20 protein-coding genes are annotated in these 16,765 nt (G+C 38.3%); 19 read left to right on the forward strand and 1 reads right to left on the reverse strand.

All coding sequences use genetic code 11. The features are described from left to right. Positions 1-398: 398 nt before the first annotated feature. Positions 399-947, forward strand: a complete 549-nt coding sequence (gene rsmD / locus GGQ84_RS05965; protein WP_429160481.1) for a 16S rRNA (guanine(966)-N(2))-methyltransferase RsmD — start codon at positions 399-401, stop codon at positions 945-947. Positions 948-965: 18 nt separating this feature from the next. Continuing rightward, positions 966-1,424, forward strand: a complete 459-nt coding sequence (locus GGQ84_RS05970) for an ATPase (protein WP_429160483.1) — start codon at positions 966-968, stop codon at positions 1,422-1,424. Here GGQ84_RS05970 and ylbJ read toward each other — a convergent pair. Further along, complete coding sequence (gene ylbJ / locus GGQ84_RS05975; protein WP_429160485.1) at positions 1,421-2,614, reverse strand: sporulation integral membrane protein YlbJ; 1,194 nt, start codon at positions 2,612-2,614, stop codon at positions 1,421-1,423. The two genes, GGQ84_RS05970 and ylbJ, sit on opposite strands and share 4 nt — an antisense overlap. 88 nt (positions 2,615-2,702) lie before the next feature. On the opposite strand from ylbJ, the gene GGQ84_RS05980 reads away from it, so the two are divergent. The 17 genes from GGQ84_RS05980 (at position 2,703) to GGQ84_RS06060 (ending at position 16,688) form a co-directional block, all read left to right on the forward strand. Next, on the forward strand, positions 2,703-3,476 hold the full coding sequence (locus GGQ84_RS05980; RefSeq protein WP_429160488.1) for a patatin-like phospholipase family protein: 774 nt from the start codon (positions 2,703-2,705) through the stop codon (positions 3,474-3,476). Between the two features lie 139 nt (positions 3,477-3,615). Then, a complete protein-coding gene (gene pta / locus GGQ84_RS05985) occupies positions 3,616-4,614 on the forward strand; it encodes a phosphate acetyltransferase (protein WP_429160490.1) in 999 nt (332 codons plus the stop codon). Positions 4,615-4,646: 32 nt separating this feature from the next. Further along, positions 4,647-5,843 carry an acetate/propionate family kinase gene (locus tag GGQ84_RS05990; protein ID WP_429160493.1) on the forward strand — a complete coding sequence of 399 codons (1,197 nt, stop codon included), beginning with the start codon at positions 4,647-4,649 and terminating at the stop codon, positions 5,841-5,843. Between the two features lie 61 nt (positions 5,844-5,904). Continuing rightward, positions 5,905-6,417 (forward strand): YceD family protein, encoded by a 513-nt coding sequence (locus tag GGQ84_RS05995; RefSeq protein ID WP_429160496.1) that lies wholly within the window; start codon positions 5,905-5,907, stop codon positions 6,415-6,417. A 30-nt stretch (positions 6,418-6,447) separates the two neighbouring features. Next, positions 6,448-6,645 carry a 50S ribosomal protein L32 gene (gene rpmF / locus GGQ84_RS06000; RefSeq protein WP_429160498.1) on the forward strand — a complete coding sequence of 66 codons (198 nt, stop codon included), beginning with the start codon at positions 6,448-6,450 and terminating at the stop codon, positions 6,643-6,645. 136 nt (positions 6,646-6,781) lie between these two features. Beyond that, complete coding sequence (fapR, locus tag GGQ84_RS06005; protein WP_429160501.1) at positions 6,782-7,357, forward strand: transcription factor FapR; 576 nt, start codon at positions 6,782-6,784, stop codon at positions 7,355-7,357. Then, complete coding sequence (gene plsX / locus GGQ84_RS06010; RefSeq protein WP_429160504.1) at positions 7,354-8,337, forward strand: phosphate acyltransferase PlsX; 984 nt, start codon at positions 7,354-7,356, stop codon at positions 8,335-8,337. Before fapR ends, plsX begins: the two co-directional genes overlap by 4 nt. Positions 8,338-8,371: 34 nt before the next feature. Next, entirely contained in the window at positions 8,372-9,361 is a 990-nt protein-coding gene (locus tag GGQ84_RS06015) for a beta-ketoacyl-ACP synthase III (protein WP_429160693.1), read from the forward strand. 17 nt (positions 9,362-9,378) lie between these two features. Further along, complete coding sequence (fabK, locus tag GGQ84_RS06020) at positions 9,379-10,323, forward strand: enoyl-[acyl-carrier-protein] reductase FabK (protein ID WP_429160507.1); 945 nt, start codon at positions 9,379-9,381, stop codon at positions 10,321-10,323. A 24-nt stretch (positions 10,324-10,347) separates the two neighbouring features. Beyond that, positions 10,348-11,292, forward strand: a complete 945-nt coding sequence (fabD, locus tag GGQ84_RS06025) for an ACP S-malonyltransferase (protein WP_429160510.1) — start codon at positions 10,348-10,350, stop codon at positions 11,290-11,292. A 1-nt stretch (position 11,293) separates the two neighbouring features. Further along, positions 11,294-12,040 (forward strand): 3-oxoacyl-[acyl-carrier-protein] reductase, encoded by a 747-nt coding sequence (fabG, locus tag GGQ84_RS06030; RefSeq protein ID WP_429160512.1) that lies wholly within the window; start codon positions 11,294-11,296, stop codon positions 12,038-12,040. Positions 12,041-12,063: 23 nt separating this feature from the next. After that, on the forward strand, positions 12,064-12,297 hold the full coding sequence (acpP, locus tag GGQ84_RS06035) for an acyl carrier protein (RefSeq protein ID WP_429160514.1): 234 nt from the start codon (positions 12,064-12,066) through the stop codon (positions 12,295-12,297). 72 nt (positions 12,298-12,369) lie between these two features. After that, the gene (locus tag GGQ84_RS06040; protein WP_429160516.1) at positions 12,370-13,317 is read left to right on the forward strand and encodes an NAD(P)H-dependent flavin oxidoreductase; all 948 of its coding nucleotides are present in this window, start codon (positions 12,370-12,372) and stop codon (positions 13,315-13,317) included. Positions 13,318-13,332: 15 nt separating this feature from the next. Continuing rightward, positions 13,333-14,571: a beta-ketoacyl-ACP synthase II gene (gene fabF / locus GGQ84_RS06045; protein WP_429160519.1), complete on the forward strand. Its 1,239-nt coding sequence runs from the start codon at positions 13,333-13,335 to the stop codon at positions 14,569-14,571. Positions 14,572-14,588: 17 nt separating this feature from the next. Next, complete coding sequence (gene rnc, locus GGQ84_RS06050; RefSeq protein WP_429160522.1) at positions 14,589-15,314, forward strand: ribonuclease III; 726 nt, start codon at positions 14,589-14,591, stop codon at positions 15,312-15,314. Continuing rightward, entirely contained in the window at positions 15,301-16,377 is a 1,077-nt protein-coding gene (locus GGQ84_RS06055; protein ID WP_429160525.1) for an elongator complex protein 3, read from the forward strand. Before rnc ends, GGQ84_RS06055 begins: the two co-directional genes overlap by 14 nt. Positions 16,378-16,421: 44 nt before the next feature. Next, entirely contained in the window at positions 16,422-16,688 is a 267-nt protein-coding gene (locus tag GGQ84_RS06060; RefSeq protein ID WP_429160528.1) for a stage V sporulation protein S, read from the forward strand. The last annotated feature ends 77 nt before the right edge of the window (positions 16,689-16,765 follow it).

Raw genomic sequence — 16,765 nt, forward strand, 5'->3', positions numbered from 1 at the left:
ATGCAATTAACTTAATGAACCGCCAAGTACCGAACGGTATGCTTGGTGGTGTGAGAGGACGGTAGATAAAATAATTATCTACCTCCTACTCGATAATATATTAACGTGTACATAAAAGAAAGTAGAAGCCACAATACATGACTTCTACTTTCTTTTAAATATTATTTTGGGAGAGGAGAAACCGGAGGAAGAGCTTATGGGGGAGGGTTATTAAAAAAAATAACCTAAGCTCTTCAAACAACTGAATGTTACTTCAGTTGTCATTAGATAGTATTGACTTTTTAAAGGAAACTATACATAGATGGAGTAAAAAACTTTAAAATTATCAGCCATAAATATTCTCTTCATTACCTAAAATGGCAATAATATGTTATAATTCACATATAAGGAGTGGAAAAATGCGAATAATAAGCGGACAAGCCAGGGGCTTTAGGCTGAAGGCCCCTAAAGGGACAAAGACTAGACCTACATCTGATAGAGTAAAAGAAGCTTTATTTAATATAATGATGGATGATATTAAGGGGAGTAATTGGTTGGATTTATATGCTGGATCAGGTGGTATTGGTATTGAGGCTCTGAGTAGAGGTGCTCAATCTGTTCTTTTTATAGAACAGGCCAATGAAGCAATAAAAATAATTAATGAAAATTTAAAGGGTTCTAAATTAATTGGTGGAAAAGTAGTAAAGCAAGATGTTCTAAATTTTCTTGCAAAAGATAATCCAAGTTCAATGTTTGATGTAATCTTTTTAGACCCACCATACAACTCTGTGACTACAGAGAAGACCCTACAGCTTATCCAGCATAACAAATGGTTAAAAAACAATGGGACAACTGTCTTTGAAGCCAGTAAGGGGGAGGCGTTACCTGAAAGGGTAGACAACCTTTTCTTATATAGGATCAAAAATTATGGTGATACAACATTAAATTTTTTTAAGTATAGTGGCTAAACGGAAAGGAGTATCAAGATGGAGCTGATTAAGCTATTAGAAGAATTTGAGCATCAAATAGAAAGTGGAACTAAGATACCTATAACCGGAAAAGTTTTAATAGATGAGGAAGTCATTCTAGACTACCTTGATCAACTTAGGGCAATTTTACCCGAAGAAGTAAAACAAGCCCAGTGGATTAGAAAAGAACGAGAAAGAATATTCCAAGATGCACAAGCTGAAGCAGAAAAGATATTAGAAGAAGCTAAGACCTATGTAATGAAAAAGGCTAGTCAGGACGAAATAGTAAAAAAGGCTCAGGAAAAGGCTGAAAATATTTTAAGAGAAGCTGAGTTATCATCAAAAGAAATGGAAGAAAAAGCAAATCAATATGCCTATGATGTATTAAAAAGGTTAGAAACAAATTTAGAGCGAGCTACTCAAGCCATAAAAGAGGGGCAGAAGCAACTCAGTGAACCAAATGATGAAACAGCCTAAGCTCTTTTAAGAGCTCTTATAATCGCCCTGGCAATTACAATGAAAACACTAACTATAATCATCAGGAGAGATATAGCTACAAAAGCCATAGAGCCAAAGATAAAGAAACCAAAAGCAGATTGAGGCAAAGGTAAGAAGAAACTAAACTCACTACCAGTAAATACAGGGTATAGAGGATTCCAGAGCAAGAATGTATAAAATGCAGCAATAAAGCTATGAGCAACTCTTGACAGTACATAGGTTCTCATTTGTATATCGGTACTACTAGCAAAACTGGCGATTTGAGCGTGAATAGATATGCCATTCCATGCTAAGATGAAAGCAGTGATTATTAACTGATGTTGTAATGGTGCATCAGTTTTTACGATTTGTTTTATACCCAGCGTTATTTCAAAAAAACCTATAGTTAAGCCAGAAGCTAACTCAGGGGTTATAGATACCAAAGTAAGAGCAATAGATAGGAACTCATACATATACTTAGAGATGCCCAAGATATTAAAAGCCTCTATTAATACTGAAAATAGTAAAACAAAGCCTCCTATAGCTAGAATGGTTTGTATAGACTTGTTGATAGCGTCTTTTAACATGGTGCCTATCTCAAAGTTTTTACTGTAAACCATCTTCTTGTATGCATATAATACAGTTGAACTAAATGGATGCTCTTTTTTTTGAATTACAGGATCCTTAATCCGTGATAGGTGTCCTAAAATGATACCAATCGTTAAATTAGCCAAATAGTGGCCTATAGCAAAAACGGCCCCTAAGGCGGGTTTGCCAAACATCCCTACAGCTACTGCGCTTACCATAAAAAGAGGACTAGAATTATTAGTAAAAGCCATTAGCCTTTCGGCTTCCCACTTGCTACACAGCTGTTCCTTTCTCAAATCTATAGCCATTAGAGCTCCTAAGGGAGAGCCGGAGGTAAAGCCAATTGCCATGACAAACCCTCCAGCACCAGGTACGTTGAAAAGTGGCCGCATCAATGGCTCAAGTAAAGCACCCATAAACTGCACAAAGCTAATAGAAATTAGCAGGTTAGCAATTATAAAAAATGGTAACAATGAAGGTATTAAGATGGTAAACCAAATTTCAAGACCATTTGATGCCGCTAAAAAAACTGCTTTCGGATTTAAAATCATTGTAATAGCAATAATAATTAATGATAATATTAATAGTAGCTTTATTCGCATAAGCACCCCTCTTGCTGTTTTAGCCTTTAACAATAAATATATTTAGGCAATATAAAAGTAGACCATGTTGGGAAAAAGGAGTTAATTTATGAGCAACAATAGAAAAAAAGTGGGCTTAGCATTAGGGTCTGGGGCAGTAAAAGGATATGCGCACATTGGTGCCATAAAGGCTCTCAAAAAAGCAAATATACCAATAGACGTAGTAACAGGTACTAGTGCAGGCGCAGTTGTGGGCTCGTTTCTTGCAGCAGACTTGGACTGGGAGATATTAGAGGGTCTAGTGTGTCAAATTAATAGAGGGCATGTGGTAGATATTACAGTGCCTAGAGTAGGTTTTGTGGAAGGAAAACGGGTGTACCAACTATTAAAGGTATTAACTAAAAATTATACGTTTGATCAACTGACAGTACCCTTTACAGCAGTAGCAACTGATATTGAAGCAGGTGAATTAGTAGAATTAAACACAGGAGAAGTTGCAAAAGCAGTTAGGGCAAGCATAGCCATTCCAGGTGTATTTAAGCCTATAACCATAGACGGAAAAGTACTAGTAGATGGGGCAGTTATGGAAAGAGTACCAGTTTTGCAAGCGAGAAAATTAGGAGCAGATATAGTAATAGCTATAGACTTAAAACAAAAAACGAGAAAAATAAAGGTAAGATCTATTATTGATATTATGATTCAATCTCTTGAATTAATGGAAGGAAAAGTCGATGATAACTGGAAAAATGCTGCAGACATTTTAATTAAGCCAGAGCTCCCTCATGTAAGTACCTTTGACTTTCGAATAGCGCAGCAATTTATAGATATTGGTGAGGAGGTTATGGAAAAAAATATAGATAAAATAAAATCAATGATTTACTAAAGCTAATTAGTAAAAGCATTTTTTATAATATTACAAAATGTTCAAAGATTAATTAAATTAGGGCATTTTCTTAAAATATAGATTACTTACTAAATTTGTGATAATTTAAATTAAAGTGTCCTGGAAGGAGTCGTGTAGAATGGATTTAATACAAAGTATTAAAGAAAAAGCCAAATCTAAAAAACAAAAGATTGTTCTACCTGAGGGTACAGAACCTCGAACGGTACAAGCTGGGCAAGTTATTGCTGAGGAGAATCTTGCAGATGCTATTTTATTAGGTAATCCAGAGGAGATAAAAAAGGTTGCAGCTGAAACAGAGACAGATTTAACTGGAGTAACAGTTATAGACCCAAACACTTCAGAACTCATAGATGAACTTGCAGAGACACTATATGAGTTGCGTAAACATAAGGGATTGTCAATGCCAGATGCAAAGAAATTTGCTAAAAACCCGCTGTACTTTGCAGCTCTAATGGTTAAGGTAGGAAAAGCAGACGGCTATGTTGCTGGAGCTGAAAATACCACAGGAGATGTTTTGCGCCCTGCTTTACAAGTGATTAAAACAGCAGAAAATATTTCTACTGTGTCAGGAGCCTTTGTAATGGTATTACCTGACCAGGAATATGGATCTAATGGCCTACTAGTGGTTGCTGACTGTGCCGTTAACCCAAACCCTACAGCTCAACAACTAGCTGAAATTGCATACCTTTCAGCTGGCACAGCGAAATCAATTGCGGGAATAGAGCCAAAGGTGGGAATGCTTTCTTTTTCTACTATGGGAAGTGCAAAGCACGAACTAGTTGAAAAGGTTACCACTGCTACTGCCATAGCAAAAGAGAGGTTTTCAGATTTAGAAGTAGAAGGGGAGTTGCAGTTAGATGCAGCAATAGTGCCTAGTGTGGCTAAGAAAAAAGCTCCAGACAGCACTGTAGCTGGCAGCGCCAATGTTCTTGTATTCCCTGATTTGCAAGCAGGAAATATTGGATACAAGCTTATTGAGAGAATTGGGAAGGCTAAAGCTATAGGACCTGTATTACAAGGGATAGCAAAGCCTGTTAATGACCTGTCTAGAGGTTGCAGTGTTGAAGATATCATTAATGTGACAGCTTTGACAGCTGTTCAAGCACAAAATTGCTAAATAAAATAAATACATAGGGGGACAAATTAACTATGAAAATATTTGTTATAAATTGCGGAAGTTCTTCACTTAAGTACCAACTTTTTAATATGGAAAATGAAGATGTAATAGCAAAAGGTCTAGTAGAGAGAATAGGGTTAGGCGAAGGCCTAATAAAACACGAAATTGCCGGTAGAGATGATAAGATAAAAGTTTCTGGTGATTTTTCTAATCATACAGTAGCTATTGATGCTGTTTTTGAACAATTAACTCACGCTGAATACGGAGTTATTGAGAAACTTGATGATATCCAAGCTATTGGTCACAGGGTTGTTCACGGCGGAACTAAGTTTACTGAATCAGCAATAGTAGATGAAGATGTTAAAAAAGCCATTAAAGAATTATTTTCACTAGCACCTCTTCATAACCCACCAAACCTTATGGGTATTGAAGCTTGTGAAAAGATTGCTCCACAGGTTCCACAAGTAGTAGTATTTGATACTGCTTTCCATCAATCAATGCCTGAGTACGCATATAGTTATGCGTTACCTTATGAGGATTGCAAAGAATTGGGAGTAAGAAAATATGGCTTTCATGGAACATCTCATAAATATGTAAGTCAACGAGCGGCAGAAATCTTAGGTGTAAATATTGAAGATACAAAAATGATTACCTGTCACTTAGGAAATGGTGCTAGTGTGGCAGCGGTTAAAGGCGGAAAATCAATTGAGACTAGCATGGGGCTGACTCCCTTAGAAGGATTGATTATGGGAACAAGATGTGGCGACATCGATCCAGCTGTTATACCATTTGTTATGGAGAAAAAAGAACTGGATGTAGATGGCATAAGTAACTACATGAACAAGAAAAGTGGTGTACTAGGGATTTCTGGTGTTAGTAGTGACTTTAGAGATATTGAAGAGGCAGCTGAACAAGGTAATCAAAGAGCTCAATTAGCTCTAGACATGTTTGCTCATAGAGTAAAAAGATATATTGGTAGTTATAGTGCGGCTATGAATGGTGTAGATACAATTATCTTTACAGCAGGTCTAGGAGAAAACTCTGCAGATATGAGGGCTGCAATTTGTGAAGGGTTAGATTACCTAGGAGTAAAGATTGATAAAGAAACGAATAATGTTCGAGGTAAAGAAACAGTCATTTCCACTGATGATAGTAAAGTTAAGGTTTTGGTTGTGCCAACAAATGAAGAGCTAATGATTGCAAGAGATGCTAAAACATTAGTAGGGTAATCTTGACAAAGTTAATTTTTTTGCGTATAATTTACTTTGGCATTTGTCTAGAGGTGGTATTATGATTAAGCTTAATGTAGAGAAAATAAAGAACACTCCTGGCGAAAGTATAAAAGCTGATTATGATGTGCAGATTAATGAACTTATCGACGAAGGGGAGACGATTAACCTTAGTGATAACTTAAAAATTAATCTATTAGCCAAAAATACTGGGAGTGAAATACTGGTTTCAGGAAAAATAGAGACTGCCTTAAAAATGATGTGCGGACGTTGCCTTACTGAAACTGATTGCCCTATAGATATTGATTTTGAAGAGATATTTGTGCACAAATCAAAAGCCGAATATATTGACAACTCTGATGACGATATTATCTTTTTCGAAGGTAATAATATCCATCTGGATCAAATTGTAGCAAAAAATATTATTTTAAATATGCCTATAAGAACTTTTTGTGATGAAGAGTGTAAAGGCATTTGTCCTCAGTGTGGTATTAACTTAAATGAGGAAAAGTGTTCTTGTGTGCAAGATAACATAGATCCCAGAATGGAAGTGCTAAAGAAGTTGTTAAAATAGCTGTAGTGCGTTGAAGGAGGTGGAGAGGCAATGGCTGTACCAAAGCGTCGAACGTCAAAATCTAAGAAAAACATGAGAAGAGCAAACTGGAAGATTTCTGCACCAAAAATAGCAGAATGTCCACAATGTCATGAACCAAAACTACCACATAGAGTTTGCCCTGAGTGTGGTTTTTACAAAGAAAGAAATACACAAAAAGAGCAACAACAAGCAAGTGGTGAAGAGTAAAAACAATAAAAAGCAAGTGATGTTAGTAAAAATACTTCCATCTACTTGCTTTTTTTTTATGCATCATATATACTATCAGTAGTTAATACTAGGTACTAAAAGCAAGTGCTATTTTAGTATGTATGGGGGTGTGGTAATGGGTGAAAAAAGATTAAGTAAAAACGAACGGCACAACAAGATACAAAATCAACTACGGGAAAACCCCTTTTATACTGACGAGGACTTGTCTCAGATGAATAATGTTAGTGTGCAGACTATTAGATTAGATAGAATGGAAATGCAAATACCTGAATTGAGAGAGCGAATTAAGAATGTAGCTGAACAAAATTACAATCAAGTGAAAAGTCTGCATCATAAGGAGCTTATAGGAGAGCTATTGGAGTTAGAGCTTGATGAGAGTGGAATGTCCCTCTTAATTGTAACTAAAGAAATGGTATTAAAAAAAGCTGGAATAGTAAGGGGGCACCATCTATTTGCTCAAGCCAACTCTTTAGCTGTTGCGATCCTAGATAGTGATATAGCGTTAACTGGTGGAGCGGAAGTAAAATATATAAATCCAGTAAACTTAAATGATAAAGTAATATGCTATGGTAAAGTTATAGAAAAAGTAGGCGAAAAGTACAAAGTGTCAATTACCTCTAAAGTTAACGGTAAAGAGGTTTTTACCGGCAACTTTACTATTTTTGCTAGAAGAGAGGAGGATGTAAAGTGATAATTGCTGTTGATGCAATGGGTGGTGACAACGCACCAGATGAAATAATAAAGGGATCTATTGAGGCTGCCAAAGAGAATGGGGTTAAAATAGTATTAGTTGGAGATCCTCAAGTAATAAAGGAACATTTACATAGACACAAAACTGATGATGTAGAAATTAGCATTGAGCCTTCCAGCGAGGTTGTGGGGATGGATGAACATCCAGCTACTGCAGTCCGAAAAAAAAAGGATTCATCAATTGTGGTTGCTACAAAATTAGTGCGAGAGGGAAAGGCTGATGCGATAGTTTCTGCAGGGAGCACAGGTGCGCAAATGGCTGCAGCACTTTTCGGTTTGAAGCGAATTAAAGGAATTGAGAGACCGGCTATTGTTACTGTTTTACCAACACTAAAAGGTGGAAAAATACTACTAGATGTAGGTGCAAATGTAGATAGCAAGTCCAAAAACCTGTTACAGTTTGCTCAAATGGGTTCTGTTTACGCAGAAAAGATACTAAAAATACCAAGTCCTAAAGTAGCTCTTGTGAATATCGGCGAAGAAGAAACTAAGGGAAATGAGTTGGCACAAGAGAGCTACAAGCTAATGGCACAAGAGAGCACTATCAATTTTACAGGGAATATTGAGGGAAGAGAGCTATTAAGCGGAGATACTGATGTAATGGTCTGTGACGGATTTTTGGGCAATGTAGTATTGAAGTTTGCAGAAGGAATGGCCGCTACAATTTTTGGCATACTTAAAGAAGAGTTACAACAAAGCATGCGGACTAAAGCAGGTGCAGCATTAGCTTATCCAGCGTTTAAAGCCATAAAAAAGAAAATGGATTATTCTGAGTATGGGGGTGCTCCTCTTCTCGGTGTCAACGGTGTGAGTATAATATGCCATGGGAGTTCTAATGCTAAAGCAATAAAAAATGCTATTGGAGTAGCTGAAGAGTGTGTTAAAGCAAATTTCATTGAAGTTATAAGTGAAACTATTTAGTAACTTGAGAGTAGGTGCAGCAATGTTAAGCTCGATTAAATCAGTAGGTATTACTGGACTAGGCTCTAGTTTACCTGAAAATATAGTAACTAATCGTGATATAGCAAATTATCTGGATACTAATGATGAGTGGATAGTAAACCGTACTGGTATAAGTGAAAGAAGAAAGGCTGAAGAACATATATTAACTTCGGACATTTGTGCAGAAGCAGCCCAGAAAGCACTGGATGATGCCGGCTTAAAACCTGAAGAAATTGACTTGATTATCCTTGCTACCATGACACCGGATTTGGTTTTTCCGGCTACAGCTTGCATGGTTCAAGAAAAAATTGGTGCTGTAAATGCTGCTGCAATGGATTTGGAGGCAGCATGTACTGGATTTATATACGGAATTGCTACAGGACAACAATTTGTTGCCACTGGGATGTATAGGAATGTATTAGTAATTGGTGGCGAATTAATGAGTAGGATAGTTGACTGGGAAGATAGGAATACCTGTATTTTATTTGGAGATGGGGCTGGAGCTGCTGTTTTAAGCCCTGTAGAAGATGGTTGCGGGATAATGACAAATTATCTGGGTTCCGATGGCTCAGGTTTGGAAAGTCTTTATGTTCCGGCAGGAGGAGCTAAAAGACCGACTTGCGAGGAGACTGTTAAACAAAGAGAGCATTTTGTCAGGATGAATGGGAGTGAAGTATTTAAGTTTGCCGTTCGAGTTATGGGAGATGCTTCAATTAAAGCCCTTGAGAAAGCGGGACTTGGAAAAGAGGATATAGATTTCCTAGTACCCCATCAAGCAAATATCAGAATTATTGAAGCTGCCACTAAGAGATTAGGCCTAAGCAAAGACAAGGTTATAGCTAATATTGACAAATACGGAAACATGTCTGCAGCTTCAATACCAGTTGCATTAGAAGAGGCAGTTACTAATAACCGGATAAAAAAAGGAGATATAGTACTGATGGTTGGCTTTGGCGGTGGATTAACATGGGGAGCTACAGTGATGAAGTGGAATAAAGATTAATGGGCAGGAGGGTTTAGATGAGAACTGAGATTTGTGAGTTACTAAATATAGAATATCCAATAATACAAGGGGGCATGGCTTGGGTCTCCACAGGGGAACTGGCAGCGGCAGTATCAGAAGCTGGAGGATTGGGAGTTATAGCAGCAGGCAATGCGCCGGCGGAATGGGTAGCAACAGAGATAAAAAAAGTTAAAGAAAAGACTAATAAACCTTTTGGAATAAATGTCATGCTACTATCCCCACATGTACAGGAAGTGATGGATATTGTACTGAAGGAAAAAGTACCAGTTGTAACTACAGGTGCAGGTAACCCAGGCAAGTATATTGAGGACCTAAAAGCAATTGGATCTAAGGTAATACCAGTAGTTGCATCGGTTGCACTGGCTAAGAGGTTAGAGAAGCAGGGCGTAGATGCTTTAATTGCTGAGGGGCTAGAGGGCGGAGGTCACGTAGGTGACATAACTACTATGGCTCTGGTGCCACAAATAGTAGACGCTGTAAAAATCCCTGTAATCGCTGCCGGTGGAGTTTTTGATGGTAGAGGTGCTGTGGCTGCCATGGTATTAGGTGCTAAAGGTGTGCAAATGGGAACTAGATTTATGTGTGCAGAAGAATGTACGGTTCACCCGGCAGTAAAACAATTAGTTATTAAATCAAAGGATCGGGACACTGTAGTAACTGGGCGCCCCACAGGCCATCCTGTGCGGATATTAAAGAATAAATTGGCTAGAGAGCTTGACGCCCTAGAGCGATCCGGGGCTGAACCAGCTGAATTTGAAAAGCTAGGAACAGGAAAATTAAGAAATGCAATGGTTGACGGCGATGTGAAGTATGGCTCTGTTATGGCAGGTCAGGTTGCAGCAATGGTAAAAGGAGAAGAAACAGCAGAACAGATTATCACCAGCGTTGTAGAGGAAGTAAATAGGATTATTGATAATTTTCCAAAGCAAATAAACAAATAATCACTAGTAAAGAAGGTGAAATGTGTGGGCAAGATAGCTTTTGTGTTTCCCGGCCAAGGATCTCAGTACGTGGGCATGGGGAAAGAACTAGCTGCTCAAGACGAAGCAGTTAAAGCAGTATATCAACTAGCAGATGAACATCTAGACTTTTCAGTAAGTGAGCTGTGTTTTTCTGGTCCAGAAGATCGGTTGAAGCAGACAGAATTTACACAACCAGCATTACTGACAACAAATATAGCTTGCTTAACATACTTTAAGCAATTTGGGATAGAGCCGGACTATGTGGCTGGACATAGTTTAGGAGAATACGCTGCTCATGTAGCTGCTAACAGTATAACTTTTGAGGATGCGGTTAAGTTAGTTAGGCTAAGGGGACAATATATGGGCAGTTGCTACCCAGAGGGAAAAGGCACTATGGCTGCAATACTGGGGTTTGAGGATAAGGCGATAGTGGAAATCTGTAAGGAGATAGCCACTGAGAAAAAAGTAGTAGTTCCAGCAAACTATAACTGTCCAGGCCAGGTTGTTATAGCAGGAGATCGTGAGGCTGTAGAAATAGCTGTTGAAAAATCGAAAGAGCAAGGTGCAAAAAGAGCTGTTATGCTTCCTGTAAGTGGTCCATTTCATTCAAGCTTGATGAAGCCTGCTGGTGAAAAAATAGCAGAAAGACTACAAGAGGTAACTATCAATGACCTGGCAATTCCACTGGTGACAAACGCAGATGCAGCAATTATAGAAACCAAGGATCAGGTCTCAAATAGCTTAGTGCGTCAAATAAGTGAACCGGTTAGGTGGACTGAAAGTATCGAGAAGCTGATGGAATTGGGTGTTGATACCTTTGTGGAATTAGGCCCTGGGAAAGTATTATCTGGTCTAATCAGAAAAATAAATAAAAAAGCTTTAGTAGTTAATGTGGAAGATGTGAAAAGCGGTGACAAGAGTATCGCAAAGTTAAGGGAGTGTATTTAAGATGACATTTAATTCTAAGGTTGCTATTGTTACTGGAGGTTCAAGAGGAATAGGAAGAGCCATCTGTTTAGAGCTAGCACGAAGTGGAGCAACCGTTATTGTCAATTATGCCGGTAACGAAGCTGCTGCCACTGAGGTAATACAAAAGATTGAAGCAGGTGGTGGAACGGCAGCTGCAATAAAAGCAGATGTGAAAAACTCGGATGAAGTAAAAAACATGATTAAGGAAGTAACAGATCAGTTTGGTGGAGTGCACATTTTGGTAAACAATGCAGGGGTTACCCGCGACAATCTTATGATGAGAATGAAGGACAGTGAATGGCAAGATGTTATAGACATTAACCTATCTGGAGTCTATAACTGTACAAAATCAGTAATTAAATTAATGCTTAAGCAAAAGTATGGAAGAATAATCAATGTGACATCGGTTGTGGGCCAAATTGGAAATGCTGGCCAAGCAAATTACTCTGCTGCAAAAGCTGGTGTGATAGGCTTGACTAAATCTATGGCAAGGGAATTGGCATCTCGACAAATACGAGTTAATGCTGTAGCTCCAGGTTATATTGATACTGATATGACTGCTCAACTGAGTCAGGATTTAAAAGAAACAATTGAAGGCACAGTGCCACTAGGACGATTAGGAGCACCAGAAGATGTAGCGAAAGCAGTTGCTTTTCTAGCTTCTGATAATGCTAATTACATAACTGGTCAAGTCCTAAATGTTGATGGCGGAATGGTAATGCAGTAAACCTGTGAGAGGAGGTGAAGTAATTGTCAGTATTTGATAAAGTGAAAGATATTGTTGTTGAGCAATTAGGTGTTGAAGAAGATCAAGTAGCTATGGAGACTACATTTCAAGATTTAGAAGCAGATTCTTTAGATATTGTTGAACTAGTGATGGCTCTTGAAGAGGAATTCAATATTGAAATTTCTGATGAAGATGCAGAAAAAATTACTACTGTCAGTGCGGCAGTAGCGTACATTGAGGAAAAAACAAACAACTAAAATAAAGTCCCGTCTTCGAAACGGGACTTTATTTTGACACTACGACGAATGCCTTTTGGGAGGAAAGTATTTATGCAATTACCAGAATTGAAAATCGGGAAGTTAACTGCCAAGTTACCTATTATCCAAGGAGGTATGGCTGTGAGAATATCTACAGCACCATTAGCAGCTGCTGTAGCAAATAATGGTGGAGTAGGGATAATAGGAGCTACAGGTATGGACTTGGATGAATTGAGAAGGGAAATAAAAAAAGCTCGAGAATTGACTGACGGTATTATCGGGGTAAATGTCCTATTTGCAGCCCGTGAATTTGCTGACTTAGTTAAGACTGCTATGGACGAGGGAATTGATTTAGTTGTATCTGGAGCAGGATTTTCTAGAGATATGTTTCAGTGGGGTAAGGAAACTAATACTGAAATAGTATCCATTGTGTCATCTTATAAGTTTGCTAAGCTAGCTGAAAGACTTGGGGCAGCTGCGGTAGTTGTAGAGGGGAAAGAAGCCGGGGGGCATTTGGGAACCGATAGGCCTATGAAAGATATTTTACCAGAAGTTGTTCAAGAGGTAAAAATACCCGTAATCGCTGCCGGAGGCATAATGGATGGCAAGGATATAGTAGAAGCACTAGATTTAGGTGCTAGTGGTGTTCAGATGGGGACTAGGTTTGCTGCAAGTGTAGAATCAAGTGCTGCGCAGGAGTTTAAGGACCTATATATTAAGTCTCAGCAGGGTGATGTGGTTTTAGTAAACAGTCCAGTGGGGCTTCCAGGTAGAGGACTTAGAAGTGATTTATATAATAGAGTTGAAGACCAAGGTGGAGTAACTCCAGAAGTATGTGAAAAATGCCTAAAAAAATGCTCAAAAAGCTTTTGTTTATTAAAGGCCCTAGATAAGGCACAGCAAGGTGATTTAAAAGAAGGTCTGTTCTTTTCAGGTGAAAGAGTTGCAGAAGTGAACCAAATTCTCACGGTAGATGAGATATTTGAGCAAATAAAGAGTGAAATAGAAAAGATAAGCTAGTGGTGAGGTGAGAAAATGAAAAATCGAGTTGTTATAACGGGAATGGCTACAATTTCCCCAGTAGGCATAGGTTTAAAAGATTTTTGGTCCAATTTGGTTGCAGGGAAGTCAGGTATAGGTCCTGTTACGCGTTTTGATGCACAGGATTTTCCTACTAGAATTGCAGGGGAAGTAAAGGACTTTGACCCAAAAGAATATATTGATAAAAAAGAAGCTAGAAGAATGGACCGATTTACCCAGTTTGCCATAGCTGCATCAAGGATGGCTGTGGAAGATGCAAAATTGGACTTAGAGAAAATTGACTTAGATAGGGCAGGAACTATCTTAGGATCGGGCATAGGTGGCATGGATACCCTGGAAAAGCAAGCGAATACTCTCTATGATAAGGGTCCAGGAAGGGTCAGTCCATTTTTTGTGCCTATGATGATATGCAATATGGCTGCTGGACAGGTTTCAATAAACCTAGGTTTTAAAGGACCTAACACTACAGTAGTTACTGCTTGTGCATCGGGGACAAATGCTATTGGAGATGCTTTTAAGGTTATCCAGCGAGGCGATGCAGATGTTATGGTTACCGGTGGAACGGAAGCTTCAATATCGCCTTTAGCATTCTCAGGTTTTTGCTCAATGAAAGCTATGTCTACAAGAAATGATGATCCGCAAAAGGCTAGTAGACCCTTTGATAGTGATAGAGACGGTTTTGTAATGGGAGAAGGAGCAGGAATTTTGATTCTTGAAACCCTGGAACACGCATTAAATAGAGGGGCGAAAATTTACGCAGAAATTGTAGGTTATGGTTATACGGCTGATGCCCATCATATAACTGCTCCGGCACCAGGAGGAATAGGTGCTGCAGCATCTATGCAAAAAGCGCTGCAAGATGGAGGAATTAATCTAGAAGAGGTTGACTATATCAATGCCCACGGGACTTCAACGGACTTAAATGACAAGTACGAAACAATGGCTATTAAGCAGGTTTTTGGTGAGCATGCTTATAAATTAGATGTTAGCTCTACAAAATCTATGACGGGGCATTTGTTAGGAGCAGCTGGTGCCATAGAGTTGGTTGCTTGTGCCATGGCCATAGAAAATGGGTTAATACCCCCTACCATTAACTATGAAAATAAGGATGAAGATTGTAACCTTAATTATGTGCCTAATAAAGCTAAAGAAAAATCAGTAAACGTTGCAATTTCTAATTCTCTAGGATTTGGTGGACACAACGCTACTTTAGCTGTGAAAAAATACGAATAATTAGGGGTGTAAGTATAGTGGGGATTAATTTTAAAAGGGAGAAAAAACTTAAGGATTTTGTGGTTAAGCTTAAGTTAAGCGCAGATAACTTAGAGTTAATCAACAATGCGTTTATACACCCCACTTTTGTTTTTGAAAACCAAGGTATTGCCAGTGATAGCAATCAGCGACTAGAATTTTTAGGTGATGCTATTTTAGGAGCAATTGTGGCTAGACACTTATATTCAGTATATCCTGAAAAGGCTGAAGGTGAATTGACGAAAATGCGAGCTGCCTTGGTGTGTGAACAAACACTGGCAAAAAAGGCTAGAGAGCTTAAATTAGGAGTGTTGCTATTACTAGGTAAAGGTGAAGAGCAAAGTGGAGGTAGAAATAGGGATTCGAACTTAGCAGACGCATTTGAGGCCTTTATTGGTGCCCTATATTTACAACTAGATAATCAAGAGCTAATGGAATTTATTATAGAACTATTTAAAGAAGACCTTAATAATATTGAAGAAGGAGTATACGGTGATTATAAAACACTGATACAAGAGCTGTCACAAGAGAAGCTGGATTTAAATGTTCGTTATGCTATTGTACATGAAATTGGTCCAGATCACAGCAAAGAATTTGAAGCTGGTGTTTTTCTAGGGGAAAGGCTTTTAGCAAAGGGAAGAGGAAGAAGCAAAAAAGAAGCAGAGCAACATGCTGCAAAAAGTGCGTTAAAGGATAAGTGGTGGTTGAAAAATGAAAAAGGGTAAAAACTTCATTATACCTATCTTTGTGCCCTTTTTGGGATGTCCTCACAAGTGTAGTTTTTGCAATCAAGAAAAAATTTCAGGCGAAACTAATCCAGACTTAAATAAAGTAAGGAACAAAATAAGCAAATATTTATCATATATAACGGGAGCTAAGAAGTATGACAGAGTGGAAGTAGCTTACTATGGAGGTAGTTTCTCGGGCCTCCCCTTCTACGTTCAAGAACAATGGCTACAACCTGCATATGAGTTGAAGCAGCAAGGGAAAATAGATGGCATTAGAATTTCCACGAGGCCCGATTATATTAACGATAAAGTTTTGAATTTTCTCAAAGAGTTTGGTGTGGATACTATAGAGATTGGAGCCCAGTCTTTAAACGATCAGGTATTAGCCTTTGCAGATAGGGGGCATACCAGTGAGGATGTGCTCCAAGCTGCCAAGAAAATCAAGCGACAAAAGATAAACCTGGGAATACAGTTGATGGTCGGTTTGCCTGGAGATAGCAAGAAAAGGGCGGTAGCTTCAGCTATAGAGGCAGCAGCGCTTCAGCCTGACTTAGTCCGCATTTATCCCACATTGGTAATAAGAAACACGAAACTAGAACAAATGTATAATCAGGGTGAATTTATGCCATGGAATTTAGATGAAGCTATAGCAGTGACTAAAGATATGGCTATAATCTTTTATAAAAATAAAATTTCAATAGCTAGAATAGGTTTACAAGATACAGAGGAATTAAAAGATGGTGCAGTAATAGCGGGACCGTATCACCCTTCCTTTGGAGAGTTAGTGGAGACTGCTATTTATAGAGATATGATTGAAGTTATTCTAAACCAAGTAAGTGGTGGTAACCTTGACATCAAATGCGCCAGGGCAGAGCTTTCAAAAGTTATTGGAAATAAAGGTAAGAACAAAAATGAACTAATGAATCTTTATAATATGGATCTTTCTTTTTCAGGAGATGCATCCATCCCCAAAGGTACAATTATTATAACTAATGCTGGTAGATTCAGAAAAAAAATTACTAGAGAGGAATTTTTTAGAAAATGCCGAATAAATATATAAATGCATTAGTTAAATATAATAATTGATGAAAGGTGGGCAATGGGATGAAGAAAGATTTATTAAAAGTATCTGCAAAATCTAACCCTAAGTCTGTAGCAGGAGCACTTGCCGCTGTATTTAGAGAACATGGAAAGGTAGAGATTCAAGCTATAGGAGCTGGCTCAGTAAATCAGGCAGTAAAAGCCATAGCAATCGCCAGAGGATTTATAGCACCTAGCGGAGTAGATTTAGTCATGATACCGGCTTTTGCTGAAATTAATATTGACCAAGAAGAGAGAACAGCAATAAAATTTTTAGTTGAGTCCCGCTAAAACTGCCCAAGAGGCAGTTTTTTTTATGCAGCTGTTTTCAAGTATTGAGCATAATGATACAATATAGATATTTAAAA

It is taken from the genome of Desulfitispora alkaliphila, assembly GCF_050433185.1.
GTDB classification, from domain to species: Bacteria; Bacillota; Desulfitisporia; order Desulfitisporales; family Desulfitisporaceae; genus Desulfitispora; species Desulfitispora alkaliphila.